At 71.0% G+C, this 26,693-nt stretch carries 18 protein-coding genes; 12 read left to right on the plus strand and 6 right to left on the minus strand.

Features of this window, described 5'->3' with window-relative positions; genetic code table 11:
* On the minus strand, positions 1–9,058 hold a 9,058-nt coding region (locus tag ACFVUH_RS19085), incomplete at its 3' end, for an amino acid adenylation domain-containing protein (RefSeq protein ID WP_387914463.1).
* A gap of 221 nt (positions 9,059–9,279) precedes the next feature.
* On the opposite strand from ACFVUH_RS19085, the gene ACFVUH_RS19090 reads away from it, so the two are divergent.
* The 3 genes from ACFVUH_RS19090 to panD are packed head-to-tail and all read left to right on the plus strand — an operon-like array spanning position 9,280 to position 11,736.
* The gene (locus ACFVUH_RS19090; RefSeq protein ID WP_387914465.1) at positions 9,280–10,638 is read left to right on the plus strand and encodes a lysine N(6)-hydroxylase/L-ornithine N(5)-oxygenase family protein; all 1,359 of its coding nucleotides are present in this window, start codon (positions 9,280–9,282) and stop codon (positions 10,636–10,638) included.
* Positions 10,625–11,296, plus strand: a complete 672-nt coding sequence (locus tag ACFVUH_RS19095) for an FMN-binding negative transcriptional regulator (protein WP_355370434.1) — start codon at positions 10,625–10,627, stop codon at positions 11,294–11,296. Before ACFVUH_RS19090 ends, ACFVUH_RS19095 begins: the two co-directional genes overlap by 14 nt.
* Positions 11,297–11,328: 32 nt before the next feature.
* The gene (gene panD, locus ACFVUH_RS19100; RefSeq protein WP_355370432.1) at positions 11,329–11,736 is read left to right on the plus strand and encodes an aspartate 1-decarboxylase; all 408 of its coding nucleotides are present in this window, start codon (positions 11,329–11,331) and stop codon (positions 11,734–11,736) included.
* Positions 11,737–11,822: 86 nt separating this feature from the next.
* On the opposite strand, the gene ACFVUH_RS19105 is transcribed toward panD, so the two are convergent.
* Positions 11,823–12,875, minus strand: coding sequence for a hypothetical protein (locus tag ACFVUH_RS19105; RefSeq protein ID WP_387914468.1), 1,053 nt, complete (start codon positions 12,873–12,875; stop codon positions 11,823–11,825).
* Positions 12,876–13,408: 533 nt separating this feature from the next.
* Between ACFVUH_RS19105 and ACFVUH_RS19110 the strand changes: the two genes are divergently transcribed.
* From ACFVUH_RS19110 to ddaH, 3 genes are all read left to right on the plus strand, one after another.
* Entirely contained in the window at positions 13,409–14,179 is a 771-nt protein-coding gene (locus tag ACFVUH_RS19110; RefSeq protein ID WP_387914469.1) for a thioesterase II family protein, read from the plus strand.
* A 93-nt stretch (positions 14,180–14,272) separates the two neighbouring features.
* Complete coding sequence (locus ACFVUH_RS19115) at positions 14,273–14,485, plus strand: MbtH family protein (RefSeq protein ID WP_387914470.1); 213 nt, start codon at positions 14,273–14,275, stop codon at positions 14,483–14,485.
* Positions 14,486–14,617: 132 nt separating this feature from the next.
* Positions 14,618–15,439 (plus strand): dimethylargininase, encoded by an 822-nt coding sequence (gene ddaH / locus ACFVUH_RS19120; protein WP_355370528.1) that lies wholly within the window; start codon positions 14,618–14,620, stop codon positions 15,437–15,439.
* Between the two features lie 326 nt (positions 15,440–15,765).
* Here ddaH and ACFVUH_RS19125 read toward each other — a convergent pair whose 3' ends face one another.
* Both ACFVUH_RS19125 and ACFVUH_RS19130 read right to left on the minus strand, forming a co-directional pair.
* Positions 15,766–16,443 carry a uracil-DNA glycosylase gene (locus tag ACFVUH_RS19125; RefSeq protein WP_355370422.1) on the minus strand — a complete coding sequence of 226 codons (678 nt, stop codon included), beginning with the start codon at positions 16,441–16,443 and terminating at the stop codon, positions 15,766–15,768.
* A gap of 74 nt (positions 16,444–16,517) precedes the next feature.
* Positions 16,518–17,621, minus strand: a complete 1,104-nt coding sequence (locus ACFVUH_RS19130; RefSeq protein ID WP_387914471.1) for an amidohydrolase family protein — start codon at positions 17,619–17,621, stop codon at positions 16,518–16,520.
* A 111-nt stretch (positions 17,622–17,732) separates the two neighbouring features.
* Between ACFVUH_RS19130 and ACFVUH_RS19135 the strand changes: the two genes are divergently transcribed.
* The gene (locus ACFVUH_RS19135; protein WP_355370416.1) at positions 17,733–18,821 is read left to right on the plus strand and encodes an aminotransferase class V-fold PLP-dependent enzyme; all 1,089 of its coding nucleotides are present in this window, start codon (positions 17,733–17,735) and stop codon (positions 18,819–18,821) included.
* Positions 18,822–18,920: 99 nt separating this feature from the next.
* Here ACFVUH_RS19135 and ACFVUH_RS19140 read toward each other — a convergent pair whose 3' ends face one another.
* A complete protein-coding gene (locus ACFVUH_RS19140) occupies positions 18,921–19,538 on the minus strand; it encodes a hypothetical protein (RefSeq protein WP_387914473.1) in 618 nt (205 codons plus the stop codon).
* A gap of 184 nt (positions 19,539–19,722) precedes the next feature.
* Here ACFVUH_RS19140 and ACFVUH_RS19145 point away from each other — a divergent pair, with 184 nt between their 5' ends.
* Positions 19,723–21,306: a phosphonate degradation HD-domain oxygenase gene (locus ACFVUH_RS19145; RefSeq protein ID WP_387914474.1), complete on the plus strand. Its 1,584-nt coding sequence runs from the start codon at positions 19,723–19,725 to the stop codon at positions 21,304–21,306.
* Positions 21,307–21,389: 83 nt separating this feature from the next.
* On the opposite strand, the gene ACFVUH_RS19150 is transcribed toward ACFVUH_RS19145, so the two are convergent.
* Positions 21,390–22,220 carry a GntR family transcriptional regulator gene (locus ACFVUH_RS19150; protein ID WP_355370525.1) on the minus strand — a complete coding sequence of 277 codons (831 nt, stop codon included), beginning with the start codon at positions 22,218–22,220 and terminating at the stop codon, positions 21,390–21,392.
* 344 nt (positions 22,221–22,564) lie between these two features.
* Here ACFVUH_RS19150 and ACFVUH_RS19155 point away from each other — a divergent pair, with 344 nt between their 5' ends.
* From ACFVUH_RS19155 to ACFVUH_RS19170, 4 genes are read left to right on the plus strand one after another with little or no spacing between them, the layout of a single operon-like run.
* Entirely contained in the window at positions 22,565–23,734 is a 1,170-nt protein-coding gene (locus tag ACFVUH_RS19155; RefSeq protein ID WP_355370408.1) for an ABC transporter substrate-binding protein, read from the plus strand.
* Positions 23,735–23,780: 46 nt separating this feature from the next.
* Positions 23,781–24,746, plus strand: coding sequence for an ABC transporter permease (locus tag ACFVUH_RS19160; protein WP_387914475.1), 966 nt, complete (start codon positions 23,781–23,783; stop codon positions 24,744–24,746).
* Entirely contained in the window at positions 24,734–25,585 is an 852-nt protein-coding gene (locus tag ACFVUH_RS19165; protein WP_387914476.1) for an ABC transporter permease, read from the plus strand. Before ACFVUH_RS19160 ends, ACFVUH_RS19165 begins: the two co-directional genes overlap by 13 nt.
* A gap of 19 nt (positions 25,586–25,604) precedes the next feature.
* Positions 25,605–26,690 carry an ABC transporter ATP-binding protein gene (locus ACFVUH_RS19170; RefSeq protein ID WP_387914478.1) on the plus strand — a complete coding sequence of 362 codons (1,086 nt, stop codon included), beginning with the start codon at positions 25,605–25,607 and terminating at the stop codon, positions 26,688–26,690.
* Positions 26,691–26,693 lie beyond the last annotated feature (3 nt).

A 26,693-nucleotide genomic window follows, 5' to 3' on the forward strand; every position in this document is an offset into this window, starting at 1 on the left:
ACCCGCGGATCTTCACCTGGTCGTCACTACGGCCCAGGTACTCCAGCTCACCGTCCCGGTTCCACCGCACCAGGTCACCCGTGCGGTACATCCGGTCGCCCGCCGCACCGAACGGGTCCGCCACGAACCGCTCCGCCGACAGACCCGCACGCCCCAGATAACCACGCGCCAGACCCCGACCCGCGACGTACAGCTCACCGGCGACACCCGGGGGCACCAACCGGAGGTACTCGTCCAGCACATGGACCCGGGTGTTGGCCACCGGCCGCCCGATCGGAATGTACGTACCCGCCAGTGGCTCACTGACCGTGGCGGCCACGGTCGACTCCGTCGGCCCATAGGCGTTGATCATCCGACGCCCCACCGACCACCGTTCGACCAGCTCCGGCGGGCACGCCTCGGCGCCGACGATGAGGCCGGAGAGCTCGGTGAGCGTGCTGGGCGCCTGGACCGGGAGGGTGGCCAGAACGGACGGCGGGATGAACGCGTGGGTGATCCGCCGGTCCGCCAGGACCCTGGCCAGATCCTCCCCCGCCAGACGGCCCGGCGGGGGCACGACGAGGGTGCCGCCGCCGCTGAGGGCCATCAGCAGTTCCAGGACCGAGGCGTCGAAGCTGGGCGAGGCCAGCTGCACGACCCGGCTCCGGTCAGTGGTACGGCAGCGCTCGACCAACGTGGAGGCCAGCGAGGCCAGACCCGTGTGCGTAACGGTGACACCCTTGGGCCGACCCGTGGAACCCGAGGTGTAGATCACGTAGGCGGTGTTCACCGGAGTGAGCGGCGCGACCCGCTCCGCATCCGTCGGATCGCTCGCCGGCTGCCCGTCCCAGACCCCGGCCAGCTCCTCGACCGCCAGACCCTCCGGCAACTCCTCCGCCAGCCGCCCGGTCGTGAGCAGCAGGGCGGGAGCGGCATCCGCGAGCATGTACGCGATGCGATCCGCCGGGTAGTCCGGATCCACCGGCAAGTAACCGGCACCCGCCTTCACCACACCCAGGATCGCCGCGAACAGCTCCGCGCCGCGCGGCAGCGCCAGCCCGACCAGGTCCTCGGCCCCGATACCCCGGCCGATCAGCCAGTGCGCGATCCGGTTGGCACGCGCGTTCAGCTCCGCATACGTCCAGGTCTCATCCCCGGCCTCCAACGCCACCACGTCCGGCGCAACCGCCACCCTGGCCTCGAACAGCCCGGGCAGCGTCGCTTCCTCGACCTCGGGCCGGAACGTGGTCACCCAGTCCCGGAGCCGGGCCTCCTCACCCTCGGTGAGGAAGTCCAGCGAGCCGATCGGCCGGGACGGATCGGCGGAGACTGCCTTCAACAGCCGGGCCCAACGCTCGGTCAACGCCTCGATCGTCGACCGGTCGTACAGGTCCGTCGCGAACTCGACGAAGCCACTGATCCCCGAAGGTGCGCCGTTCGAGCCATGCTCCTCGCCCACCGTGATGGCCAGGTCGAACATCGAGGTTCCGGTGGGCCAGATCTCACTGTCCGCCTGCAATCCGGACAGTTGGAAGTTCGGCTGCTGGGTGTTCTGAAGTCCCAGGGAGATCTGGAACAGCGGGTGGTGGCTGGAGGACCGGTGCGGGTTGAGCTTCTCCACCAGGTGCTCGAACGGGATGTCCTGGTGGGCGTAGGCCTCCAGGTTGCTCCGGCGGACCTGCGCCAGCAGGTCGGTGAAGGACGGGTTGCCCGCCGTGTCCGTGCGCAGCACCAGGGTGTTGACGAAGAAGCCGATGAGCTGGTCGAGGTTCTCGTCGGTGCGTCCGGCGATCGGTGCGCCGAGCGGGATGTCCGTTCCGGCGCCGAGACGGGTCAGCAGAGCGGCGAAGGACGCCTGCAGCACCATGAACATGGTGGTGCCGGTGGAACGGGCCAGCTCGGACAGCGCCTGGTGCAGCTCCGCGTCGATGCCGAAGGTGCTCACGTCACCCGCGTAGCCGGCCACCACGGGGCGGGGCCGGTCGGCGGGGACGGTGACCTGCTCCGGAAGACCGGCCAACTGCCCGGTCCAGTAACGCTGCTGGCGGGCGAACAGGCTGTCGGGATCGGTGTCGTCACCGAGCAGGTCGCGCTGCCACAGGGTGTAGTCGGCGTACTGCACCGGCAGCTGCGGCCAGTCCGGGCCGGCGCCCGTCAGTCGGGCGGAGTACGCGGCCACCAGGTCCTGGGCCAGCCGGCCCATGGACCAGCCGTCACCGGCGATGTGGTGCAGCACCAGCATCAGCACCGCCTCAGCGGAACCGGTCACGAACAAGTCGGCGGACAGCGGAATCTGCGAGGACAGGTCGAACTCATAGCGGGCGGCCCGATCCAGCGCCCGGGCGACGTCGGCCTGCTCGACCCGCTGGACCGGCAGCTCGATGCGGGCCTGCTCCGGGTCGAGAACGCGCTGGCGGGGCTGCCCGTCGACGTCCTCGAAGACCGTGCGCAGCGCCTCGTGGCGCGCGATGACGTCGCTGATGGCCTCCCGCAGCGCCGGCCGGTCCAGGTCACCGGTCAGCCGCAGGGCGAGCGGCATGTTGTAAGTGGCGGAGGGACCTTCCAGCTGGTGCAGGAACCACAGCCGCTGCTGGGCGAAGGACAGCGGCAGCACCTCCGGCCGGGGCAGCGCGACGAGAGCCGGACGCGTCGCCCCCTCGTCCAGCCGCACGGAGAGCTTGGCAACCGTGGGCGCCTCGAAAAGCGCCTGGAGAGGCATCTCGGTGCCGAGAGTGGCCCGGATCCTGCTGGAGAGCTGGGTCGCCAGCAGGGAGTGACCGCCGAGCGCGAAGAAATCGTCGTCGACCCCGACACTCGACAGGCCGAGGATCTCCGCGAACAAGGTGCAGAGAATCTCCTCCTGCGGCGTGCGCGGTGCACGGCCACCACCCGCGGACGTGTACTCCGGTGCGGGAAGGGCCTTGCGGTCGATCTTGCCGTTCGGGGTCAGCGGAATGCGGTCCAGGGTGACGATCGCCGACGGGACCATGTACTCCGGCAACTGCGCCTGCAACACCTGCCGCAGCGCCGTCACCAGCGCCCCGCTCGTCCGCGCCCGAGCCGGGGAGTTCGTCAGAGCGGAACCACCACCGGAGGACCGGTAGACACCGGTCACCGCCCGGGTGTCCGCCGCGTCCAGCAGGACCGCGTCGAACCCGCCCGGAAGACCGGCACTCCACGTGACCACCGCCCGGAACCCGAGACCCTCGGCCCACCGGTGGAAGGCCTCCGGATCGATCCCGGCCACCGAGCCGAGCACCGACCGCACCGCGTCCAGGTCCTCACCCGAGTCCAACGCCTCGACGGCAGCCGCCTCACCCGACAGACGCGCGTCGGGAACACCCACCACACGAAGCGGCACACCACCGGCCAACCGCTCCCGCAACCCGTCCAACGTGCTGAGGTCGCTCCCCCACCGCACCACCGGCAGGCCGGCCAGATCCGTCAACGCCTCCGCACCCTTGTGAAGGGCGACCTCGTAACGGTGACGGGTCAGCTCGTTGTGCGCCTCACCACGCTTGATCCGGATGTCCACACCCGCACCGCACTCGGCGGCGAGAGCGGTGAAGTAGTCCGGGTGGACCAGCAGTTCCTTCTCCACCACCAACGCGTGCTCCACCGAAGCATGGAGCTGGGCACTGCCGGCGGCATTCGGGGCATGGATGGCCGTCTGGAACATCCGCAGCTGCCCCAGATGACGGATGTCACCCAGCAGAACCCGGCCACCGTCCGCCAGCAACTCCAGCGCCTGACGCAGAACGGAGGTGAGGTACTCCCGGTTCGGGAAGTACTGCGCAACCGAGTTGATCACGATCGTGTCGAAGTAACCGACGGGCAGCCCCGTGAAGTCCTCCGCCGGCCGGCACCGCAGCTCGACGTGCTCCCAGCCCCGCTCCGCGACCTGCCCCACCAACCGGGTCACCACCGGCTGCGACAGATCCGTGCCCCAGTAGGCCTCGACCTCCCCCGCCAGCGGCGCCATCAACAGACCCGAACCGACACCGATCTCCAACACCCGCCGCGGCGCGAAGGAACGAATCCGCTCCACCGTCGCCGCACGCCACTCCCGCATCTCCTCCAACGGGATCGCCTCACCCGTGTACGAGCTGTTCCACCCCGCGAAATCCTCACCCAACGACGCGGCCGAACCCTCGTACAACGAGTCGTACAACTCCCGCCAGTCCTCAACCTGCTCACCAGCACCGACGCCGACGTCGGCACCACCGGTCCCCGGAACGACGTAAGCCACCAGACGGGTGTCACCGGGCTGGTCCTCACGCGGAACCACCACCGCCTGCGCCACCTCGGCATGCCGAGCCAGCACCGACTGGACCTCACCCGGCTCGATCCGGAACCCACGGATCTTCACCTGGTCATCGCTACGGCCCAGGTACTCCAGCTCACCGTCCCGGTTCCACCGCACCAGGTCACCCGTGCGATACATCCGGCCCCCCGCCGCACCGAACGGATCCGCCACGAACCGCTCCGCCGACAGACCCGCACGCCCCAGATAACCACGCGCCAAACCCCGACCCGCCACATACAACTCACCCGCGACACCCTGCGGCACCGGCCGCAGATACTCGTCCAGCACATACACCCGGGTGTTGACCACCGGCCGCCCGATCGGGACATGGGCACCCGACAGCGGCTCACTGGCCGTGACGTCCACTGTCGACTCCGTCGGACCGTACGCATTGATCATCCGACGGCCCACCGACCACCGCTCGACCAGCTCCGGCGCGCACGCCTCACCAGCCACCACGATCGTGCCCAGGTCGGACAGCACGGACTCGCTACCCGCCGGCAAGGTCGCCAACACCGACGGCGGGAGCGTCACATGCGTGATCCGCCGCTCGGCCAGCACCCGGCCCAGCTCCTCACCCACCAACCGCTGCGACCCCGCCACCACCAGCACCGAACCGGTCGCCAGCGCCATCACCAGCTCCCACACCGCGGCATCGAAACCCGGCGAGGCGAACTGCAGCACCCGACTGCCCGCGGTCACCGCGAACCGCTCCAGATGCGTCACCACCAGGGATGCCAGACCCGTGTGCGTGACGGTGACGCCCTTGGGCCGGCCCGTGGAACCCGAGGTGTAGATGACGTAGGCGGTGTTCGCCGGGGTGAGCGGCGCGACCCGGTCCGCATCCGTCGGATCGGTGACCGGCTGCCCGTCCCAGACCCCGGCCAGCTCCTCGACGGCCAGCCCCTCCGGCAACTCCTCCGCCAGCCGCCCCGTGGTGAGCAGCAGGGCTGGAGCGGCATCCGCGAGCATGTAGGTGATGCGCTCGGACGGGTACTCCGGATCCACCGGCAGATAACCCGCGCCCGCCTTCACGATGCCCAGGATCACCGCGACCTGATCCGCACTGCGCGGCAGCACCACACCGACCAGGTCCTCGGCCCCGATGCCGCGCGAGATCAGCCAGTGCGCGATCCGGTTCGCCCGCGCGTTCAACTCCCCGTACGTCCAGCAGACATCAGCCCCGTCCACCGCCACCGCGTCCGGCGCGACCGCCACCCTGGCCTCGAACAGCCCGGGCAGGGTCGAGTCCTCGACCTCGGGCCGGGACATGGTCGCCCAGTCCCGGAGCCGGGCCTCCTCACCCTCGGTGAGGAAGTCCAGCGAGCCGATCGGCCGGGACGGATCGGCGGTCACCGCCGTCAACAGCCGAGTCCAGCGAGCGATCAGCGCCTCGATCGTCGACCGGTCGTACAGGTCCGTCGCGAACTCGACCGTGCCGGACATGCCCTTGGGCGTGCCGTCGGGGTCGTGGCTCTCGTACATGCTGATGAACGCGTCGAAACGCGCTGTGCCGGTGGCCCAGGTCTCGGAATCCGCCTGCAGGCCGGGCAGGTCGAAGTGAGCCTCCTCGTTGTTCTGGAGGACGAGCGCGACCTGGAAGAGCGGGTGGTGCGCATTGGATCGCAGCGGGTTGAGCTTCTCCACCAGGTACTGGAACGGGACGTCCTGGTGCGCGTAGGCGTCCAGGCTGGTCCGGCGGACCTGCCCGAGCAGGTCGGCGAAGGCCGGGTCGCCCGCCGTGTCGGTCCGCAGGACGAACGTGTTGACGAAGAAGCCGACCAGGTCGTCGAGGCTCTCGTCGGTGCGCCCGGCCACGCCGCTGCCGATCGGGATGTCGGTCCCGGCGCCGAGGCGGGTCAGCAGGGCGGCCACCGAGGCCTGCAGCACCATGTACAACGTACTGCCGGTGGAACGGGCCAGCTCGACGAGGTCCCGGTGCAGCTCCGCGTCGAGGCTGAAGGCGCTGGTGTCGCCCTCATAGCTGGCGACGGCGGGGCGGGGCCGGTCGGTGGGGACGGTGACCTGCTCCGGCAGACCGGCCAACTGCTCAGCCCAGTAACCGTACTGGCGGCTGAAGGCGCTCTCCGGGTCACTGTCGTCACCGAGCAGCTCACGCTGCCACAGCGTGTAGTCGGCGTACTGCACCGGCAGCTGCGGCCAGTCCGGCCCGGCACCCGTCAGGCGGGCGGTGTAGGCCGCGATCAGGTCGCGGGCCAGCGGCGCGAGCGACCAGCCGTCACCGGCGATGTGGTGCAGCACCAGCATCAGCACCGAATCCGTCGGGCTGACGGTCAACAGCTCCACGCGCAGCGGCACTTGACCGGAAAGGTCGAACTCGTACCGGGCGGCCCGGTTCATGGCCGGCGTGAGACCGGCCTGATCGACCTGCTGGACGTACAGCCTGGCGCGAGCCTGGTCGGGAGTGAGGACGCGCTGGCTGGGACGGCCGCCACCCTCCTCGAACACGGTGCGCAGTGCCTCGTGGCGCGCGACCACGTCGTCGATGGCACCCTGCAGCGCCTGCTGCTCCAGGTCGCCGGTCAGCCGCAGGGCGAGCACGATGTTGTAGGTGGCGGAGGGGCCTTCGAGCTTGTGCTGGAACCACAGCCGCTCCTGGGCGTAGGACAGCGGCAGCACCTGCGGCCGGTCCACCGGTTCGAGTGCGCGGCGCAGTTCTCCGGCGTGGTCGGCCAGTCGGCGGGCGAGCGCTTCCGCGGTGGGCGCGTCGAACACGGTTCGCAGCGGGATCTCCACACCGAGTGCCGTCCGGATCCGGCTGATCAGACGGGTGGCCAGCAGCGAATGGCCGCCCAGGTCGAAGAAGCTGTCGTCGACCCCGACCCCGGACACGCCCAGGATCTCGGCGAACGCCGTGCACAGGATCTGCTCCTGCGGCGTGCGCGGAGCGCGTCCGGTGCCCGTCAGGGTGTAGTCGGGTGCGGGAAGGGCCCTGCGGTCGATCTTCCCGTTCGGCGTCATCGGCATCCGGTCCAGCGCCACGACAACCGCAGGAACCATGTGGGCGGGAAGAACGCTTCGCAGCTGCTCCCGGATCCGCTCCGAGGAGAAGCCGGCGGCCGTCACCGGTACCGCGTACGCCACGAGGCGGGCACCGCCGGGCTGGTCCCGGCGAGCGACGACCACGGCCTGGGAGATGCCGGGCTGCTCCTGGAGCACCGCCTCGATCTCTCCGGGCTCGATCCGGAATCCGCGGATCTTCACCTGGTCGTCACTACGGCCCAGGTACTCCAGCTCACCGTCCCGGTTCCACCGCACCAGGTCACCCGTGCGGTACATCCGGCCCCCGGCCGCACCGAACGGATCCGCCACGAACCGCTCGGCACTCAGACCGGGCCGGTTCAGGTAGCCACGGGCGACGCCCTTTCCCGCGATGTAGAGCTCGCCGTCCCCGCCCGCGGCGACCGGCTGGAGCCGGGCGTCGAGGACGTACACCCGAGTGTTGAACAGCGGTCGTCCGATGGGCACCTGACGGCCGGACAGGGCCCCGCTCGCCGTCGCGTACACGGTGCACTCCGTCGGCCCGTAGGCATTGATCATCCGACGGCCCGGCGACCAGCGTTCCACCAGCTCCGGCGGAACCGCCTCGCCGATCATGGTCAGGGTGCCGAGTCCGGACAGGGCCGACTCGCTTCCCACCGGGAGCGTCTCCAGCACCGAGGCGGTGATGAAGGCATGGGTGATCCGCCGGTCGGCCATGATCCGCATGAGCTCGTGGCCGGCCAGGCTGTCGGCGTCGGTCAGGACGAGGGCGGCGCCGGACGTCAGCGCGAGGAATATCTCCGAGACGGAGGCGTCGAAGCCGAGCGAGGCGAGCTGCAGGATCCTGCTGCCCCGACCTGCCGCACAGCGGTCGGTCAGCGCGGCGGTGAGGCTGGCGAGCCCGGTGTGGGTGACAGCCACGCCCTTGGGCCGGCCGGTGGAACCGGACGTGTAGATGGTGTAGGCAAGACCCGCGGCGGTGAGCGGCGCACGGCGGTCGGCATCGGTGGGATTGCCGGTGGCCTGCTCGCGCAGCAGCCCGGGAAGCATCTCGACCGGGACCGTCTCCGCATCGGCGACGGACAGGCTTGCGGCCAGGGAGGCCGTGGTCAGCAGCAGGGCCGGCTTGGCGTCAGTGAGCATGAAGTCGATGCGCTCGGCCGGGTATCCCGGGTCCACGGGCAGGTAGGCGGCACCCGCCTTCGTGATGCCCAGGATCACGGTGATCTGCTCGGCGCACCGGGGGAGGGCCACACCGACCAGCTGCCCGGGAGCGATGCCGCGTGAGATGAGCCAGTGCGCGATCCGGTTCGCCTGCGCGTTGAGCTCGGCGTAGGTGAAGGAGCGGCCACCGTCCTCCAGCGCGAGCGCCTGCGGGGTCGCTTCGACCTGAGCCTCGAACAGCTGCGGCACGGTGGCGTCTTCGATGTCGTCCCGCCGGTTTCCACCCAGGTCGGACAGCAGCCGGTCCTGTGCGCCGGGTGCTACGGGCACGCCCCCGTCGGCATCGGGGCGGAGGGTCTCAGCGAACCGCTTGTCAGGGGTGGTCATGAAGACTCCACAGGAGAGGCGACGAGCGTCCAGGCGCGGAAGCCGAGATTCACTGACTGATCTCAAGCCTGAACCGGAAATGACTCGGGTCGGTAATGCGAGCAGGCCGAAGAGAACCGCGGCGATCGCACTGATCGTCCACCGGCTTCGAGTGCCTTTACTTGGAGGTTCGACAACGGAGCACCCGCGCCGGCAAGACGTTCGCGCCAGAACAGGCATACTCGGTGATCCTCACCAGCGGCCAGAACCCTGTCAAGAAGCCCTGTTCAACCGTAAGGGCCGGGCAACTGTAAGAATCCGGGCAACTGTACAGACCCGCCGATAGCCGGGGAGCCCTTCTTGACGTCCACCCCGAACGTGTGCGGAGATATCTTCCCAACAAGGGAACCCTGGATTTATTCCGCGCACGGTAGCGCCCAGGAACGGGATAAGAACACCAAATGCAACCGAAGACGACGTACAGCGGTCCAGTTTTCGACATTCTGGGAGTGGGTTTCGGGCCCTCCAATCTGGCCTTGGCCGTGGCGGTCGACGAGCACAACGCGGCCACCCCGGACTCCCCTCTGCGCGCCGGGTTCATCGAACGCAAGCAGGCCTTCGGATGGCACAAGGGCATGCTGCTCGACGAGGCGACGATGCAGGTCAGCTTCCTCAAGGATCTGGCCACCATGCGGAACCCGCAGAGCCGGTACACCTTCCTGATGTACCTTCACCAGCGCGGTCGACTGGTTCAGTTCATCAACCACAAGACGCTCTTCCCACTGCGCATCGAGTTCCACGACTATCTGGAATGGGTGGCCGCGCAGTTCGAGGAGCTCGTCCGCTACGGTGCCGAGGTGGTCGAGGTCCGCCCTGTCGAGGAGGGCGGCAGGATCGTCTTCCTCGACGTGGTCTCGCGCGACGGCGACGACCCGGACACGGTGGTCGTGCAGCGGACCCGCAACCTGGTGATCGCCAGCGGCATCGTTCCCACCCTGCCGCTCGGGCTGGAGGGCACGGAACGCCTCTGGCACAGCTCGGAATTTCTGAACCGGCTGGCGGCGCTCCCCTCGGACCCGTCGGTGTGTACGGTCGTCGGCGCCGGCCAGAGCGCCGCGGAGATAGCCGGACACCTGCACGACAGGTTCCCCCGCGCCGATGTCCACGCGGTCTTCTCGCGCTACGGCTACAGCCCCGCCGACGACTCGCCCTTCGCCAACCGCGTCTTCGACCCGGAAGCCGTCGACGAATTCTTCTCCGCACCCCCGCACGTGCAGCAGAAGTTCTTCCACTACCACGCGAACACGAACTACTCGGTGGTCGACCCGGAGGTCATCGACGACCTTTTCGGCCGGGTCTACCGGGAGTCCGTCCGCGGTGTTCCGCGCCTGCACATCCGCCACATGACGGAAGTGAAGCAGGTCATTTCCGAACCCGACCGGGTCCGGCTCCGGCTGGAGCACCTGCCCACCGGGGAGGACATCGACCTCGACACCGATCTGGTGGTCTTCGCGACCGGCTACCGGCCGATGGATCCGCTCGCGGTGCTCGGCCCGGCGGCCTCCCTCTGCAAGCGGGACTCCTCCGGTCTCCTGCACGTCCAGCGCGACCACCAGGTCGTGACCGAGGGCTCGGTGGAATGCGGGATCTACCTGCAGGGCGGCACTGAGCACACACACGGCCTGTCGTCCTCGCTGCTGTCGACCACAGCCGTCAGGGCCGGCGAGATCGTCCTCTCCGTGGCCGGGCGCTCCCCGGACACGGATCCCGAGCTGACCGAACGAAGGATGTCGAAGGGCTTCAGCGATGTACGTTCCTGAGCAGTACCGGCCACAAGACCCGTCCTGGACCCGCGAGCTGATCCGCTCCAATCCCCTGGCCCTCCTGGTCACCAACGGCCCCCAGCACCCCTGGGCCACACACGTTCCCGTGCTCCTCGCCGAGGAGCTGGACGGTGCCCAGGCACCCGGGGAGGACCTCGTCGGCCGGCGGATCCTCGGACACATGAACCTGCTCAATCCCCACTGGAAGGCGCTGTCGGAGGCCGAGCACGCCCTGCTCGTCTTCCAAGGGCCCGACTCCTATGTCTCGCCCACGGTCTACGAGCAGGTGCCCGCAGCTCCGACCTGGGACTTCACCTCCGTTCACGTGCACGGCACGCTGCAGGTGATCGAGGATCCCGACGCCCTGAGGAAGATCGTGCGTGCCACCGTGCGCGCGTTCGAACGGGAGGTCGGCACCGGGTGGGACATGACCGGGTCCCTCGACTACTTCGAGCGCCTCCTGCCCGGAATCCGCGGGTTCGAGATCGAGGTCCAGAACGTCGACAGCATGTTCAAGCTCAGCCAGGAGCAGCCGCGGGAGACCGTGGCGAAGGTGGTCCACGACTTCCGCCGGAGCACCGGGAACCGCCGGCACGAACTCGCCGCCATGATCGAGCGAGCGGCGTCCGGCGCGTCCGGTGACCTCGCGCCGTAACGCCGCCACCGTGTGACATGAGAGGACCAACAATGCAGCGCACCATGCTGAAGTCGAAGATCCATCGAGCCACCGTGACCCAGTGCAACCTGCACTACGTGGGCTCGGTGACGGTCGACGAGGATCTGATGGAGGCCGCGGACCTGGTCGCGGGCGAACTCGTACACATCGTGGACATCAACAACGGCGCCCGTCTGGAGACCTACGTCATCACCGGGCCGCGCGGCAGCGGGATCATCGGGATCAACGGCGCCGCCGCCCGGCTCGTCCACGAGGGCGACCTGGTGATCCTCATCTCCTACGCGACGGTCGACGACGCCGAGGCCCGCAAGCTGCGGCCCAGCGTCGTCTTCGTCGACGAAGCCAACCGTGTCCTGGAGGCCGGCACCGATCCGGCCGCCGTGCCGCCGGGCCATGGCCTGGTGTCCGGAGCCCACTAGAGGGACGGCGCCGCCCCGGCTCGCGTGGAGCCGGGGCGGCGAGGCTGTTCAACTGTCCGATCCGAACAGTTGAACAGCCACCGGTCTCAGTCCGGCCAGCGTTCGAGCTCGTCCGCGAACGAGTTCCAGCCCTGCGCGCAGGCGCGGGCGAACTGCGCCACGGCGTTCGCCGCATGGGGTGGCACCTGCCGCACGAGGTCGTTCAGCTGCTCGCTACTGGTCGCCTGCGCACCGAGCCAGCGCAACAGCGAGCGGCGGGCCTCGTTGAAGCGGAGCGACGGGTCACGACGGAGCCTCTCCACGATGTCCGTGGGCCGGGTGGCCGTACCGTGCCCCCGCCCTCCCGGTAGTGCTTCCACGGTGCGCTGCCTCGGCGCCGTCCACTCCGTCCGCGGCTTCGGAATCCTCTCCGTCGCCCGCTGCCTCGGAGGGACCGGGTCCTGGCCACGCCGCATCCGGTCGCGGACGTCCCGCACGGTGGCCGGAGCGATGCCTGCGACCTTGGCGATCTCCCGCAGAGAGGCGCCGGGTTGCTCGGCTATCAGCTTTCCGGCCAGCCGGCGCCCCTCGGCCGAGCTGAGAGGTCGCACCTTGCCGTCCCGGCCGATCCGCGCCTCCGCCGAGGACCCGCCGGACTCGCGCTGCCGGATCCCGCTCACCGTGACCGCGGAGAGCCCGACAGTGGCCGCGATCGCGCGGTCGGACCAGTAGGGATGCGCCTTGAGGATGCGGCCCACCGCGGCGGTTCGGTCCGCCTGCGTCAACGGCAGGCCGTGCGCGCTGTTGGCCTTCACGGCGAGGACGAAGGCAGCCTCCGCGTCGCCGTCGAACAGACACACCTCGATGTCCTGGTCACCGCGCATCCGGGCCGCGAGCAGGCGGTGCTGGCCGTCGATGACCTTCATCGACGGCCAGTGGACGAGGATCGGCGGCAGCGGATCACCGACCTGCGCGAGCGTTTCGACATGCCGCTCGTCCGGCCCGAGGAGCCTCGGAGAATCTCCGGGCAGAAGGGAACTGACGGGCAGTGTCCCGGTGCGGAGCCCGGGGAGTGACCTGGGCTCTCCAGCCTCGCTGCTCAAAGTTCCCAGACGTGTCTCATCAAGAGGATTCATCATGGATACCGCTTCCCCCGTCACCTGAACGACCCCTCACCTCAGGTTCAAAGCCTTGTCTTGCCATGGAGATCCGCCTTCCATCCTACGCACACGCTGAAACGTCCGGCGTGATTCTGACCGTATGTCAACTTTTCGGCTGGAACAGGCACTTACAGCGATCGGCGGGCGCCTCCGGAACGCCGGGCCGCGACCGGGCGGGCGGACCCTTGTCCGGACACGACCCGACGGGGGGATGTTCCGCCAGGAGCCGCCGGGCACGGCAGCGGGACCGTTGACACCCGCAGGAGACGCATGGAAGCATCGTCGAAGTCCTGATCATCCTGATCTGATTCCCTGGTGCAGGCTTCCTCGATTGACTGCGAATCAGATCCCCGGTTCTGGACCATCGTCTCGTTCTCGGAATTTTCTGATCACAGAATCTCGAGCACGGCTCTGCTCCCGGCGGCTCCGGCAACATCTCCCGTCCCGTTCCGGGTCGTTCGACGACAGCAGGCCACCTACCGGTTCGGAAATGATCCGGAGCGGCGCCCCGGTGCAATTTGAGGAAGAGTGGTATGCGCAGCCAGGATGACACGCGAGTCGGCCGATGGTTTCGGGAGGTGCGACATAGCCCGAACCCGCAGACGCGATTGATCTGCTTTCCCCACGCCGGCGGACTGGCGAGCTTCTTCCGCCCCTGGGGCCAGCTCGTGCCGCCCGGTACGGAACTCCTCGCGGTCCGCTACCCGGGCCGGGAGGACCGGTTCCTCGAGCCGTTCGCCGAAACGATGGACGAGCTCGTGGAGCAGATAGCGGGTGAATGCGTCCGCCTGCTCGACGCACCGCTGGCGTTCTTCGGCCACAGCATGGGCGCCTCGGTCGCCTACGAGGTCGCACTGCGCCTGCAGGCGGAGCACGGCGCGGCTGTCTCGGCGCTCTTCGTCTCCGGCCGCTCGGGCCCCGGACGAGAGCACATTCGACCGCTATCCGGCGCCAGCGACCACCAACTCATGAAAGAACTGACCGAGTTGGGAGGGACCGACGCGGAGGCCTTCGAGGACGCGGAGCTGCGCGAGCTGGTGCTGCCGACGATCCGCGCCGACTACCGGCTGGTCGAGGCGTACACGGCGACGAAGGCCGGCGCCGCACTGAACGCCCCGGTCACCGCCTACTACGGCACACGGGACGCGGAGGTGAGCCGCGATTCCGTGGAGGCGTGGGCCGAGGTGACGGACTCCGGTTTCCGCATGCTTCCCTTCGAGGGCGGCCACTTCTTTCTCCTGGACCACCCCAGGGCTATCGTCGATGACATCCGCTCCCGTCTCGATCCCATCGCCAGACGCTGACTCCGCCCGAATTCGGCCAGTCGGCCATCCGGGTCCGGTCGGCCCGAAATGCCTCCCGCTCGAAACCAAACACCTTCCAGACAGAGGAATCCAATGTCCAACCCATTCGATGACCCCAACGCCACCTACTTCGTCCTGGTCAACGAAGAGGGACAGCACTCGCTCTGGCCGGCCTTCGCCGAGGTGCCGGCCGGCTGGGACACGGCCTTCGGCGAGGCCGGCCGCGAGGAGTGCCTCGAATTCACCGAGAGGTCCTGGACCGACATGCGCCCGAAGAGCCTCATCGCCGCCATGAAGAACGACTGAACCCATTCTTCCGTATGCGATCGGCCGGAGGCTTAGGTGAATTCCTTCACCTCCGGCCGCAGGCCTGCCGAACGCAAGGAGATTTCCGTGTCGCCGAGTACCGGCAGCACCGGTTCCGGGTACGCCGAAACGATGGGGTCGATCACTCGCACCGCAACACAGCGGCGCCTTTTGATGTGCTCCCCCAGCCACTTCGACGTCACCTATTCCATCAACCCCTGGATGGCCCCCGAGAAACCCACCGACGGTTCTCTGGCAGTGGCCCAGTGGGAGAGGCTCCGCGATCTCTACCGCGACCTCGGGCACATCGTGGAGATGATCGATCCGCTCCCCGGGTTGCCCGACATGGTGTTCGCCGCCAACGGCGCGACCGTGGTGGACGGTCGGGTGTTGGGTGCGCGCTTCCGCAGCTTCGAGCGCACGGCCGAGGGCCCGGCCTACCTCGCGTGGTTCCGGGAGCACGGCTTCGGGGAGATCAGCTGGCCGGAGCACCTCAACGAGGGCGAAGGCGACTTCCTGCTCGCCGGCCGCACGCTGCTGGCGGGTACGGGATTCCGCACCGACCGCCGTTCCCACGACGAGGCCCAGGACTTCTTCGGGGTCCCGGTGATCTCCCTGAACCTGGTGGACCCTCGCTTCTACCACCTGGACACCGCGCTGGCGGTGCTCTCGGACCACGAGGTGATGTACTTTCCGGAGGCCTTCTCGGAGAGCAGCCGCAGGGTGCTCCGGAATCTGTTCCCCGACGCGATCCTGGCGACCGAGGAGGACGCTCTCGCCTTCGGCCTGAACGCGTTCTCCGACGGCCGCCACGTCCTGCTGCCGCAGTCGGCGGTCCACCTGATCGACGAGTTGAGGCAGCGTGGGTTCGAGCCGATCGGCGTCGACCTGTCCGAGCTCCTCAAGGCCGGAGGCAGCGTCAAGTGCTGCACCCTGGAGCTGCGCAGCGGCTGAACGGCGCAACCGCAGGCCGGGCGTCGCGCGGCCGGGCCGTTCGCGGGACCTCGACGGGTTCCGCGAACGGCCCGGCGCGGCGGTCCTTCCCGGCGCGCGGAACACCGGTCCCGTCCAGGTCGTGCCGGAGTTCAGCCGCCGGGCCGTCCCGCCGTCCGCTCCCCGAGCGCTGCAACTCCCGCCACAGGGTGTCGGCGAGCTCGGCCCGGCAGCGGGCAGCCGGCAGCGGGCAGCAGTGAGTCAGCCGAACGTGGGAGTGGCCGACAGCTGTCCAGTTGGTCGCGGCCGCAGTGTTCCGGTCTGCTCCGACACCTGTGCCGCCTCGCTCAAGGAAGTCGCCAGTCCACCGGCTGCGCCCCCTGCCGCACCAGCAGCTCGTTGGCCCGGCTGAACGGGCGCGAGCCGAAGAAGCCCCCGCTCGCCGAGTACGGGCTCGGGTGCGCCGACTCGATCGCCGGGATCTCGCCCAGCAGCGGCCGCAGATTGCGCGCGTCGCGGCCCCAGAGGATCGCCACCAGCGGGCCGCCGCGCGTCGCCAGGGCACGGATCGCCTGCTCGGTGACCTCCTCCCAGCCCTTGCCGCGGTGCGCGGCGGGCTTGCGCGGGGCGGTGGTCAGGGCGCGGTTCAGCAGCAGCACGCCCTGCCGCGTCCACGGGGTGAGGTCGCCGTTGGACGGCTGCGGGAGGCCGAGGTCGCTGCCGTACTCCTGGAAGATGTTGATCAGACTGGCCGGGATCGGCCGGACCTCGGCCCCCACCGAGAAGCTCAGGCCGACGGCGTGACCGGGGGTCGGGTAGGGATCCTGGCCGACGATCAGCACCCGCACCTCGGCGAACGGCTGCTGGAAGGCGCGCAGCACGTTCGGTCCCGAGGGCAGATAGGTGCGGCCGGCGGCCAGTTCTGCGCGGAGGAAGTCGCCCATCGCGGCGACCCGCCCGGCCACCGGCTCCAGCGCGGTGGCCCACCCGGGCTCGACGATCTCGTTCAGTGGACGCGGTGCCATGGGCGTAACCCTATCGGCCTACACCGACAGCCCGTTCACCGAGATGATCACACCGCGGCACCTCGAACTGCGGCTCACGCCACCGGGCGCCCGCGCAGCACCACCAGCCGCGGATCGGCCAGCACCCGGACGTCGGCGCGCGGGTCGTGCGCGTACACCACGAAGTCCGCCGGCGCGCCCTCCTCCAGGCCGGGGCGCCCCAGCCAGGCGCGCGCGCCCCAGGTGGCCGCGGACAGCGCCTCGGCGGGGGTGAGGCCGGCCTTCACCAGCTCGGCGACCTCCTCCGCGACCAGCCCGTGGGCGAGCGAACCGCCCGCGTCCGTCCCGACGTAGACGGGGATGCCCGCGTCGTGCGCGGCGCCGACCGTGTCGTAGCGGCGCTCGTGCAGCCGGCGCATGTGGGCGGCCCAGGCCGGGAACTTGCCCTCGCCGCCGGCCGCCAGCTGCGGGAAGGTGGCGATGTTGACCAGGGTCGGCACGATCGCGACCCCGCGCTCGGCGAAGACCGGGATCAACTCCTCGGTCAGGCCGGTGGCGTGCTCGACGCAGTCGATGCCGGCGGCCAGCAGGTCCGGCAGCGACTCGGCGGCGAAGCAGTGCGCGGTGACCCGCGCGCCCTCCTCGTGCGCCGCCGCGATCGCCTCGGCGAGCGCGTCGCCCGGCCAGCAGGCGGCGAGGTCGCCGCGGTCGCGGTCGATCCAGTCGCCGACCAGCTTGACCCAGCCGTCGCCCCGCCGGGCCTCGGCGCGCACGTAGGCGGCGAGGTCACCGGGCTCGATCTCGTGCGCGTAGTTGCGGATGTAGCGGCGGGTGCGGGCGATGTGCCGGCCGGCCCGGACGATCCGGGGCAGGTCCTCGCGGTCGTCGATCCAGCGGGTGTCGGCGGCGGACCCGGCGTCGCGGATCAGCAGGGTGCCGGCGTCGCGGTCGGTGAGCGCCTGCTTCTCGCTGGTGGCGGCGTCGACGGCGCCGTGCGCGTCCAGGCCGACGTGGCAGTGCGCGTCCACCAGGCCGGGCAGCACCCAGCCCTGGACCGTCCGGACGTCCGGGTCGGCGGCGCCCACGGCGGCCGGACGGGAGAAGGTCACCCGGCCGTCCACCACCCAGAGTTCGTCCCGGACGTCCTCCGGACCGACCAGCACCCGACCCCGGACGTGCAGCACCGCGCCATCGCTCATGGCCGCACTCTACCGACGGCGCCGTTCCCGGTAAGCGGCGAAGATGGGGCAGACTCGTTCCCGGCCACCCGCCGCTCCCTCCCTCGCACCCCCTCGAAAGGCCCAGAGACCGTGAGCCCCTTCCTCGACCTGCCCCCGCTCACCGCCGCCGACTTCGCGGCGATCGAGGACCAGGTCGCCGCGCTGCTGCACACCACCGCCGACGTGATCGTCACCCAGGGCGAGGCGCTGCTGCCACTGGAGGCCGCCATCCGCGGCGCCGCGCACCCGGGCTCGACCGCGCTCAACATCGTCACCGGCCCGTACGGCCAGACCTTCGGCAACTGGCTGCGTGACTGCGGCGCGAAGGTCGTCGACCTCGCCGTGCCGTTCGACAGCGCGGTGACCGCCGAGCAGGTCGCCGCGGCCCTGGCGGCCGAGCCGGCCATCGACTTCGTCTCGCTGGTGCACGCCGAGGCCGCCACCGGCAACACCAACCCGGTCGCCGAGATCGGCGCCGTGGTGCGCGAGCACGGCGCGCTGCTGATGGTGGACGCGGTCGCCTCGGTGGCCGCCGAGCCGCTGCTGACCGACGCCTGGGGCGTCGACCTGTGCGTGATCGGCGGGCAGAAGGCGATGGGCGGACCGGCCGGCGTCTCGGCCGTCTCGGTCTCCGAGCGGGCCTGGCAGCGGATCGCCGCCAACCCGGCCGCCCCGCGCCGTTCCTACCTCTCGCTGCTGGACTGGAAGGAGCGCTGGACGGACGCCGGTCGCACCGTCCTGCCGCACGCGCCCGCGCAGCTGGAGATGCTCGCGCTCGGCGCCTGCCTGGACCGGATCGCGGCGGACGGCCTGCCCGCCGTCATCGCCCGCCACCGGGCGGCCGCGGCCGCCACCCGCGCGGGCGTCCGGGCGCTCGGCACGCTCAGCCCGTTCGTCCCCGAGGACGCGCACGCCGCGCCGGTCGCCACCACCCTGCGCACCCCGGCCGGCCTGGACGCCACCGCCCTCGCCGCCGAGCTGCGCCGGCTCGACGCCTCGCTGCCGGTCCAGGCCGGCGGCGGCGTGCTGGCCGCCGAGATGCTGCGGGTCAACCACTACGGCACCGCCGCCGCCCTCGACACCGTCCGGGCCACCCTCACCGCCCTCGCGACCGCGACCGGCGCCGACGCCGCCCCCGCCCTCACCGCGGCCGAGCAGGCCTGGCACGCGACCGTCTGAGGTCCCTCGGCGGCCACCCGACCGCCCCGACCGCCCCGACCGCCCCGTCCGCCGCAGCGGGCGGGGCGGTCCGCCGTCCGGCCTCGGCTCGGACAGGCCCTACGCCGGTACCTCGGCGAGGCCGCGGAACTCACGGGCGCGCCCGGCCAGCACGTCGGGGTCGACGGTCGCGCCGTCGAGGACCTCCGCGAAGGCGGCCCACATGCTGCCGTCCGCCCAGGTGCACACCGACAGCTCGCCGTCCTCGAAGCCGGCCAGGCCGCACTTCATCACGCCGCCGCGCTCGCCCGGGTCGACGTCGTGCAGGTCGGTGTAGGTGTAGCCGCTCCGGCGCTGCGCGGCGATCGCGTCGTCGAGCTGCGAGGCGGGCAGGAAGATGTGCATCTCCGCGACGGTCACGAAGACCAGCCGCGCGTCGTCCGAGCTGCGGTAGCTGGTGGCCGAGACGCCGGAGCCGCCGCCGATCCGCCAGGACTGCTTGTCGCGGGTGCCGTCGGAGGCCTTCGGCAGGCCCTGGAACTGCTCCGGCGGCCGGTAGCCGTAGGCGCCGAGGGCGGCGAAGTTGTCGGCGAAGGCCACCCCGAAGGCGGTGCAGCCGACGACCGCGGCGGCGGCGAGGCCGATCCAGAGCCGGCGGCGGGAGGGGCGCACCGGCCGCGCGTCCGCGGACGGCACGTCGACCGCCGCTTCGACGGGCTGTTGATCATGTTCGAGCATCGGCACATCCGAGCAGGTCCGGTCCTGCCCGGCAAGGGGTTCCGGGCGTTCGGCCCGGCACTGTTCCCGAATCGTTCACTCCCCCGGCACCCACGGCTCACCGCCCCCCGGCAGGCTCCAGCGCGACGGAGAAGTTGGCTATACAACTTCGACCCCACGCCCCCGGGCCGCCGAGGAGACGACCATGACCACCGAGCTGCCGCCGTACTGGCTGCGCGACAACTGCCCCTGCGCCGAATGCCGCGACCCGCGCAACGGGCAGAAGCTGTTCCAGATCACCGACCTGCCGGACGACCTCGCGATCGCCGCGCGGGCCGAGCTGGAGGGGCACCTGGAGGTGCTCTGGTCGGACGGGCACCGCTCCCGGTACCCGTCCGGGTGGCTGACCCGGGAGGCCGACGGCGACGGGCGCACGGAGGCCGACAAGCGGCTCTGGGAGGCCGCGGACTTCGCCGCCGGCATCCCCGAGGCCCAGTGGTCGGCCTACCTGGCCGACCCGGCCGAGCAGGCGGCCGTGCTGGCCGCCGTGCGCCGCTCCGGCTTCGCCGTGCTGCGCGGGGTGCCGGTGCGCGAACGGCAGGTGCTGGCGGTCGCGGAGAGCTTCGGCCACGTGCGGGTCACCAATTACGGCGAGCTGTTCGACGTCCGGGTCGAGCCGGACCCGAACAACCTGGCCTTCACCAGCGCCGCGATCACCCCGCACACCGACAACCCGTACCGCGACCCGGTGCCGACCCTGCAACTGCTGCACTGCCTGGAGAACTCGGCGACCGGCGGCGACTCCGGCCTGGTGGACGGCTTCCGGGCCGCCGCGCTGCTGCGCGCGGAGGCGCCGGAGCACTTCGCGGTGCTGACCCGCACCCTCGTGCCGTTCGTCTTCCGCGACCGGGCCGCCGAACTGCGCGCCGACCGGCCGCTGATCGACGTGGACCCGCTGGGCCGGATCCGCGAAGTGCGGTTCAACAACCGCTCGATCGCCACCCTGCGCGGCTCGGCGGCGGAACTGGACGCGTTCTACGCCGCGTACCGCGCGTTCGCCGCGGTCACCCTGCGCCCGGAGCTCCAGCTGGAGTTCCGGCTCGACCCGGGCGACTGCCTGGTCTTCGACAACACCCGGCTGATGCACGCCCGCACCGCCTTCGCGCAGGACGGCCGCCGCCACCTCCAGGGCTGCTACGCGGACCTGGACTCGCTGGCCTCCACCCTGGCCGTGCTGCACCGCCGTTCGGCCGCGCTGGACGAGCTGGCCGCGCTGTTCGCGGGCGAGGGCGCCGGGGAGTACCTGGGCGAGGCGGTCACCATGGCCGAGCACATGCTGCAGGCCGGCGCGCTGGCCGAGGCTGCCGGGGCGGCCCCGCAGCTGGTCGCCGCGGCCCTGCTGCACGACATCGGCCACTTCCACGGCGTCCTGCACGGACGGGATCTGATGGCTGGTCAGGACAACCGGCACAGCGACACCGGGGCCGAATGGCTGGCCCGCTGGTTCGGCCCGGAGGTCACCGGGCCGGTCCGGCTGCACGTGGCGGCCAAGCGCTACCTGTGCGCCGTCGAGCCGGACTACCGGGCGAAGCTGTCCGAGGCCTCCGAGTACACCCTCCGGGTGCAGGGCGGCCCGATGTCCGAGCAGGAGGCCGCCGACTTCGCCGCCCACCCGGGCGCCGAGGACGCGGTGGCGGTGCGCCGCTGGGACGAGCTGGCCAAGGAAGCGGGGGCGGTCACGCCGGACTTCGCCCACTTCCGGCCGCTGCTGGCCTCGTTGATGCGCTGACGAGTGCGCTGACGCTCCGTCAAGAAAGAGCACGAGCGGGGCGGCCACCCGGCCGCCCCGCCGCAGTCCTCAGTCCTCAGTCCTCAGTCCATCTCCCGGGCGTGCCGCGAAAGCGCCGAGGTGGCCAGCGAGTTGTGCACGCTGAACGCCACCGTGCCGGGCAGGTAACGGTCCTGGGACCATTCCACCGGCGTCCCGGTCGGGTCCGTCGTCCGGCGCCGCTCGCGCAGCAGCGGGCCGCCGCGCCGGCAGCCGAGCAGCCGGGCGTCGTCCCCGTTGGCGGCGACGATGTCGATCGTGTGGTCGGCGTCGGTGAACAGGATCCCGTGCTCGCGCAGGACTTCGGTGTGCGAGACGACGTCCGGCGGCAGCTCGGCGACGATCTCGCCGACCCGCGGCGGGTAGACGGTCCGCTCGACCATCACCGGCGTGCCGGAGAGCGTGCGCAGCCGGACCATCACGTAGACCTCGTCGCCCGGTTCGAGGCGCAGCTGCTCGCGCTCGGCGGCGTCGGCCGGGCGGCGCACCATCGAGTCGAGTATGCCGCCGGGCTCCTCGCCCATCGAGTACGCCCAGCGCGTGAAGCTGAGCAGTTCGGAGAAGCTCTGCACCCGGGCCGTGCCGAGCACCACCCGGCGGGTGCCCCGGCGCGAGGTGACCAGGCCGTCCGAGCGCAGCACCGCGAGCGCCTGGCGGACGGTTCCGCGCGAGACCCCGTACTGCTCGGCGAGCGCGCCCTCGGCCGGCAGCCGTCCGGCCTCGCCGAACGCGCCGGTGGTGATCGCCTCGCGCAGGTCGGCGGCGACCTTGCGGTAGAGCGAACCGGCCCCGCGCTCGGCTGCGGAAGCGCCCGCGGATGCGCCGGCCGGCGCATCCGCCGAACCGGCTCCCTGGCGCCCCGACTCCAGTGCCACGTCAGTCAATGTCCCTCCTGGGCGGTGTCCTGCGCAGCCCTTCCGGCGCCGGACAGCCCGACCTTATCCCGCTGCGCTCCCGAAGCATCGCATTCGCCGAATGCTCCGCCGCCGACCTGATTCGACCGTTCCCGCAGCCGACCCCGGGGCTGGGCCATCCGTTCACCTTCCCGTCACCGGGCTCCGGCGTACTTACCCACGTCAGCGAAGTTGGCTAGTCAACTCGGACGACGTCGATCGGCCGCTCACCCCGGCCGACCCGCCGCCCTTCGCGAGACGCAGGCACGCGGAACCCCCCGCGGACGCCCCCTCGCAGTACGCCCCCCTTAACAGGAGACTTCCCCGTGACCGTGCACCGTGCCCGCGCCGCCGCCTTCGCGGCCGTACTGACCGCCGCCGCGCTCTCCCTCACCGCCTGCGGCTCCGCCGGGTCGAGCGCCAAGGCCGGCGACGCCGCCAAGGCCGGCACCAAGGACGCCAAGGAGGCCACCTCCGCCGCCGACTTCGGCGGCATGGACGGCCTGGTCGCCGCCGCCAAGAAGGAGGGCAAGCTGCACGTCATCACGCTGCCCCGGGACTGGGCGAACTACGGCAAGATCATCGACTCGTTCAAGGCCAAGTACGGCATCGAGGTCGAGGAGGAGAACCCGGACGGCTCCAGCCAGGACGAGATCAACGCGATCAACTCCCGCAAGGGCCAGGACCGCGCCCCCGACGTGGTCGACCTGGGCAGCGCCTTCGCCCTGCAGGCGGTCAAGGACGGCATCCTCGCCCCCTACAAGGTGGCCACCTTCGACAAGGTGCCGGACACCATGAAGGACGCGAACGGCGCCGCCGTCAACGACTACGGCGGCTACGTCTCGATCGGCTGCGACGCCAAGAAGATCGCCAACTGCCCGAAGACCTTCGCCGACCTGCTCAAGCCCGAGTACAAGGGCCAGGTCGCCCTCAACGGCAACCCGACCAAGTCCGGCTCGGCCTTCGGCGGCGTCTACGCTGCCGCGCTCGCCAACGGCGGTTCGCTGGAGAACATCCAGCCCGGCATCGACTTCTTCGGCAAGCTGAAGCAGTCCGGCAACTTCAACCCGGTCGAGTCGACCCCGGCCACCATCGAGAAGGGCGAGACCCCGATCTCGATCGACTGGTCCTACCTGAACGCCGGCTACACCGACGAGTTCAAGGGCAAGGGCATCGACTGGCAGGTCTCCATCCCGGTCGACGGCTCCTACGCCCAGTTCTACAACCAGGCGATCAACAAGTGGGCCCCGCACCCGGCGGCCGCCCGCCTGTGGCAGGAGTACCTGTTCAGCGCCGAGGGCCAGAACCTCTTCCTCGGCGGCTACGCCACCCCGTCCACCTTCGAGGCCCTGAAGAAGGACGGCACCCTGGACGCCACCGCCGCCGCCAAGCTGCCGGCCGTCGAGAAGCCGTTCACCACCTTCCCGACCGTGGACCAGATCAACGCGGCCAAGAAGGTCGTCACCGAGAACTGGACCAAGGCCATCGCGGGCTGACGCCCCACCGGCCGCGTACCACCCATCGGGCTGAGAAAAGGCACTCATGACCACGGCTCCCACCCCGGTGCCGACCACCCCCGCCGCCACCGTCCCCGGTGGCGGCGCGGGGGCGTCCGCCACCGCCACGACCACCACCCCCACCCCCCGGCGACGGCCGCCGGCCCGCCTCGGCGGCGCCTCCTGGCTCGCCACCGTCCCGCTGCTGCTGTTCTTCCTGATCGGCTTCGGACTGCCCACCGTCGCCATCGTGATCGGCGCGTTCACCGCCTCCAGCGACGCGGAGGCCGGGGCCGGGCAGTTCACCTTCGACAACCTGACGGCGTCCGTCCAGGGCGGCTACCTGACCGCCATGCTGAGCAGCCTCAAGCTCTCCGCGCTGACCGCGCTGCTCGCCACCGTGATCGGCCTGCCGATCGCCCAGGCGGTCGTCACCTCCCGGCGCGGCTGGCTGCGCCAGGCGGTGCTCACCGCCTCCGGCGTGCTCGCCAACTTCGGCGGCCTGCCGCTGGCCTTCGCGTTCGTCGCGACCCTCGGCAACGCCGGTGAGATCACCAAGCTGCTGCACCTCACCGACCACGGCTGGTCGCTGTACTCGTTCACCGGCCTGACCGTCGTCTACCTGTACTTCCTCATCCCGCTGATGGTGCTCACCATCACCCCGGCCCTGGACGGCCTGCGCACCCAGTGGCGCGAGGCGGCGCAGAACAACCGCGCCACCACCGTGCAGTACTGGCGCCACGTGGCCCTGCCGATCCTGCTGCCCTCCCTGCTCGGCGGCTTCGTGCTGCTGTTCGGCAGCGCCTTCGCCGCCTACGCCACCGCCGCCGCCATGGTCGGCGCGACCGTCCCGCTGGTCAGCCGCTCGATCGCGGACGCGCTCTCCGGCAACGTGCTGGTCGGCCAGGGCAACCTCGCCCTCGCCCTCAGCCTCAACATGATCGTCGTGGCCGTCCTGGTGATGGCCGTGTACCTCCCCCTCCAGCGCCGGAGCGCCCGATGGCTCAGCTGACCACCTCCGCCCCCGCTCCCGCCCGGCGCCGCCCCGTGCGCTGGTGGCGCGGCGCCGTACTGCTGCTCGCCGGCGTGTACTTCGTCGTCCCGCTCGCGGCCTCCTTCTGGTTCTCCATCGACGACCCTCAGGGCATCTCCTTCGAGGCCTACACCGGGCTGATCTCCGCCCCCGGCTTCCTGGACAGCCTCTGGCTGACCCTCGGCCTCGCCGTCGTCACCGTCCTGGTGCTGCTGGTGCTGCTCGTCCCGGCGCTGATCGCCGTCCGGCTCGGCGCGCCCAAGCTGCGCCCGGTCATCGACGTGCTCTGCACCCTGCCGCTGGTCGTCCCGCCGGTCGCGCTGACCGCCGGCCTGATCGGCGTGCTCCGCTGGGGCCCGGACTACCTGATGGACACGCCGTTCTTCCAGACCTTCGTGTTCATCCAGGACCCGGACTTCCCGCTGGTGCTGGTCATCGCCTACGTGCTGATGGCCCTGCCGCTCGCCTACCGCGCCCTGGACGCCGGCCTGCGCTCGGTCGACGTGCGCACCCTCGTCGAGGCCGCCCGCAACTGCGGCGCGAGCTGGCCGCGCGCGGTGTTCACCGTCGTCCTGCCCAACCTGCGCGGGGCCCTGCTGAACGCCTCCTTCCTCACCCTGGCCCTGGTGCTCGGTGAGTTCACCGCCGCCTCGATCCTCGGCTTCCAGCCCTTCCCGGTCTGGATCTACTCGGTCGGCAACAGCCAGGCCCACATGTCGGTCGCGGTCTCCATCCTGAGCCTGCTGCTCACCTGGCTGCTGCTGCTCCTGCTGGCCACCGTCGGCCGCGAGCGCCGCCACAAGCCCGCCACCTCCTGAACCCCCGGAGTCACCCATCATGACCACGGCCACCGCCCCCGTCACCGGCGTCCCCCTCGCCCCCGGCAGCGCGACCGTCGAATTCCGCTCGCTGCGCCGCGCGTTCGGCGCCACCACCGCGCTGGACGGCCTCGACCTCACCGTCCACCCCGGCGAGCTGCTCGCCCTGCTCGGCCCCTCCGGCTGCGGCAAGACCACCGCGCTGCGCATCCTGGCCGGCTTCGAGCAGCACGACTCGGGCCAGGTCCTGGTCGACGGCACGGACATCACCGCGATCCCCGCCCACAAGCGCGACGCGGGCATGGTGTTCCAGTCGTACAGCCTCTTCCCGCACCTGACCGCCGCCGACAACGTCGCCTTCGGCCTGCGGATGCGCGGCACCGGCAAGGCCGACCGCCTCAAGCGCGCCCAGGAACTGCTGGAGCTGGTCGGCCTGCCGCAGCACGCCGGCCGCTACCCGCACCAGATGTCCGGCGGCCAGCAGCAGCGCATCGCGCTCGCCCGCGCGCTCGCCCTGCAGCCGCGGGTGCTGCTGCTCGACGAGCCGCTGTCCGCACTGGACGCCAAGGTGCGGCTGTCGCTGCGCGAGGAGATCCGCCGCCTCCAGCAGGAGCTGGGGATCACCACCCTGTTCGTCACCCACGACCAGGAGGAGGCGCTGTCGATGGCCGACCGGGTCGCCGTCCTGCGCGCCGGCCGCCTGGAGCAGTGCGCCACCCCCTCCGAGCTGTACGCCCGCCCGGCCACCGCGTTCGTCGCCGAGTTCGTCGGCACCATGAGCCGCATCCCCTGCGAGCGCTCCGGCGAGGGCGTCGACGTCCTCGGCCGCCGCCACGCCGTGGACGGCACCCTGCCCGCCGACGGCGAACTGCACGTGCTGGTCCGCCCGGAGAACGTCCAGCTGGCCCCCGACGAGCACGGGGCCGCCCTGGTGGTCTCCGCGTCCTTCCTGGGCGCCGTCACCCGCCTCACCGTCCGCCTGAACGACGGCACCGAGGTCAAGGCCGACCTGCCCACCGAGGCCGCCGCCGCCCTGCCGATCGGCTCGCGCGCCGCGCTGACCCTGCCGGAGCGACCGGTCCTGGTCGACCGTCGTACGGTCTGACCG

Source organism: Kitasatospora sp. NPDC058032, from assembly GCF_042885845.1.
In the GTDB taxonomy this organism is placed as follows: domain Bacteria; phylum Actinomycetota; class Actinomycetes; order Streptomycetales; family Streptomycetaceae; genus Kitasatospora.

Bases quoted from the DNA above. Each gene is read 5' to 3' on its own strand.
- ACFVUH_RS19090 (WP_387914465.1), top strand. From the start codon at position 9,280: ATGCAACCGAAGACGACGTACAGCGGTCCAGTTTTCGACATTCTGGGA.
- ACFVUH_RS19095 (WP_355370434.1), top strand. From the start codon at position 10,625: ATGTACGTTCCTGAGCAGTACCGGCCACAAGACCCGTCCTGGACCCGC.
- panD (WP_355370432.1), top strand. From the start codon at position 11,329: ATGCAGCGCACCATGCTGAAGTCGAAGATCCATCGAGCCACCGTGACC.
- ACFVUH_RS19110 (WP_387914469.1), top strand. From the start codon at position 13,409: ATGCGCAGCCAGGATGACACGCGAGTCGGCCGATGGTTTCGGGAGGTG.
- ACFVUH_RS19115 (WP_387914470.1), top strand. From the start codon at position 14,273: ATGTCCAACCCATTCGATGACCCCAACGCCACCTACTTCGTCCTGGTC.
- ddaH (WP_355370528.1), top strand. From the start codon at position 14,618: ATGGGGTCGATCACTCGCACCGCAACACAGCGGCGCCTTTTGATGTGC.
- ACFVUH_RS19125 (WP_355370422.1), bottom strand. From the start codon at position 16,443: ATGGCACCGCGTCCACTGAACGAGATCGTCGAGCCCGGGTGGGCCACC.
- ACFVUH_RS19130 (WP_387914471.1), bottom strand. From the start codon at position 17,621: ATGAGCGATGGCGCGGTGCTGCACGTCCGGGGTCGGGTGCTGGTCGGT.
- ACFVUH_RS19140 (WP_387914473.1), bottom strand. From the start codon at position 19,538: ATGCTCGAACATGATCAACAGCCCGTCGAAGCGGCGGTCGACGTGCCG.
- ACFVUH_RS19145 (WP_387914474.1), top strand. From the start codon at position 19,723: ATGACCACCGAGCTGCCGCCGTACTGGCTGCGCGACAACTGCCCCTGC.
- ACFVUH_RS19160 (WP_387914475.1), top strand. From the start codon at position 23,781: ATGACCACGGCTCCCACCCCGGTGCCGACCACCCCCGCCGCCACCGTC.
- ACFVUH_RS19165 (WP_387914476.1), top strand. From the start codon at position 24,734: ATGGCTCAGCTGACCACCTCCGCCCCCGCTCCCGCCCGGCGCCGCCCC.
- ACFVUH_RS19170 (WP_387914478.1), top strand. From the start codon at position 25,605: ATGACCACGGCCACCGCCCCCGTCACCGGCGTCCCCCTCGCCCCCGGC.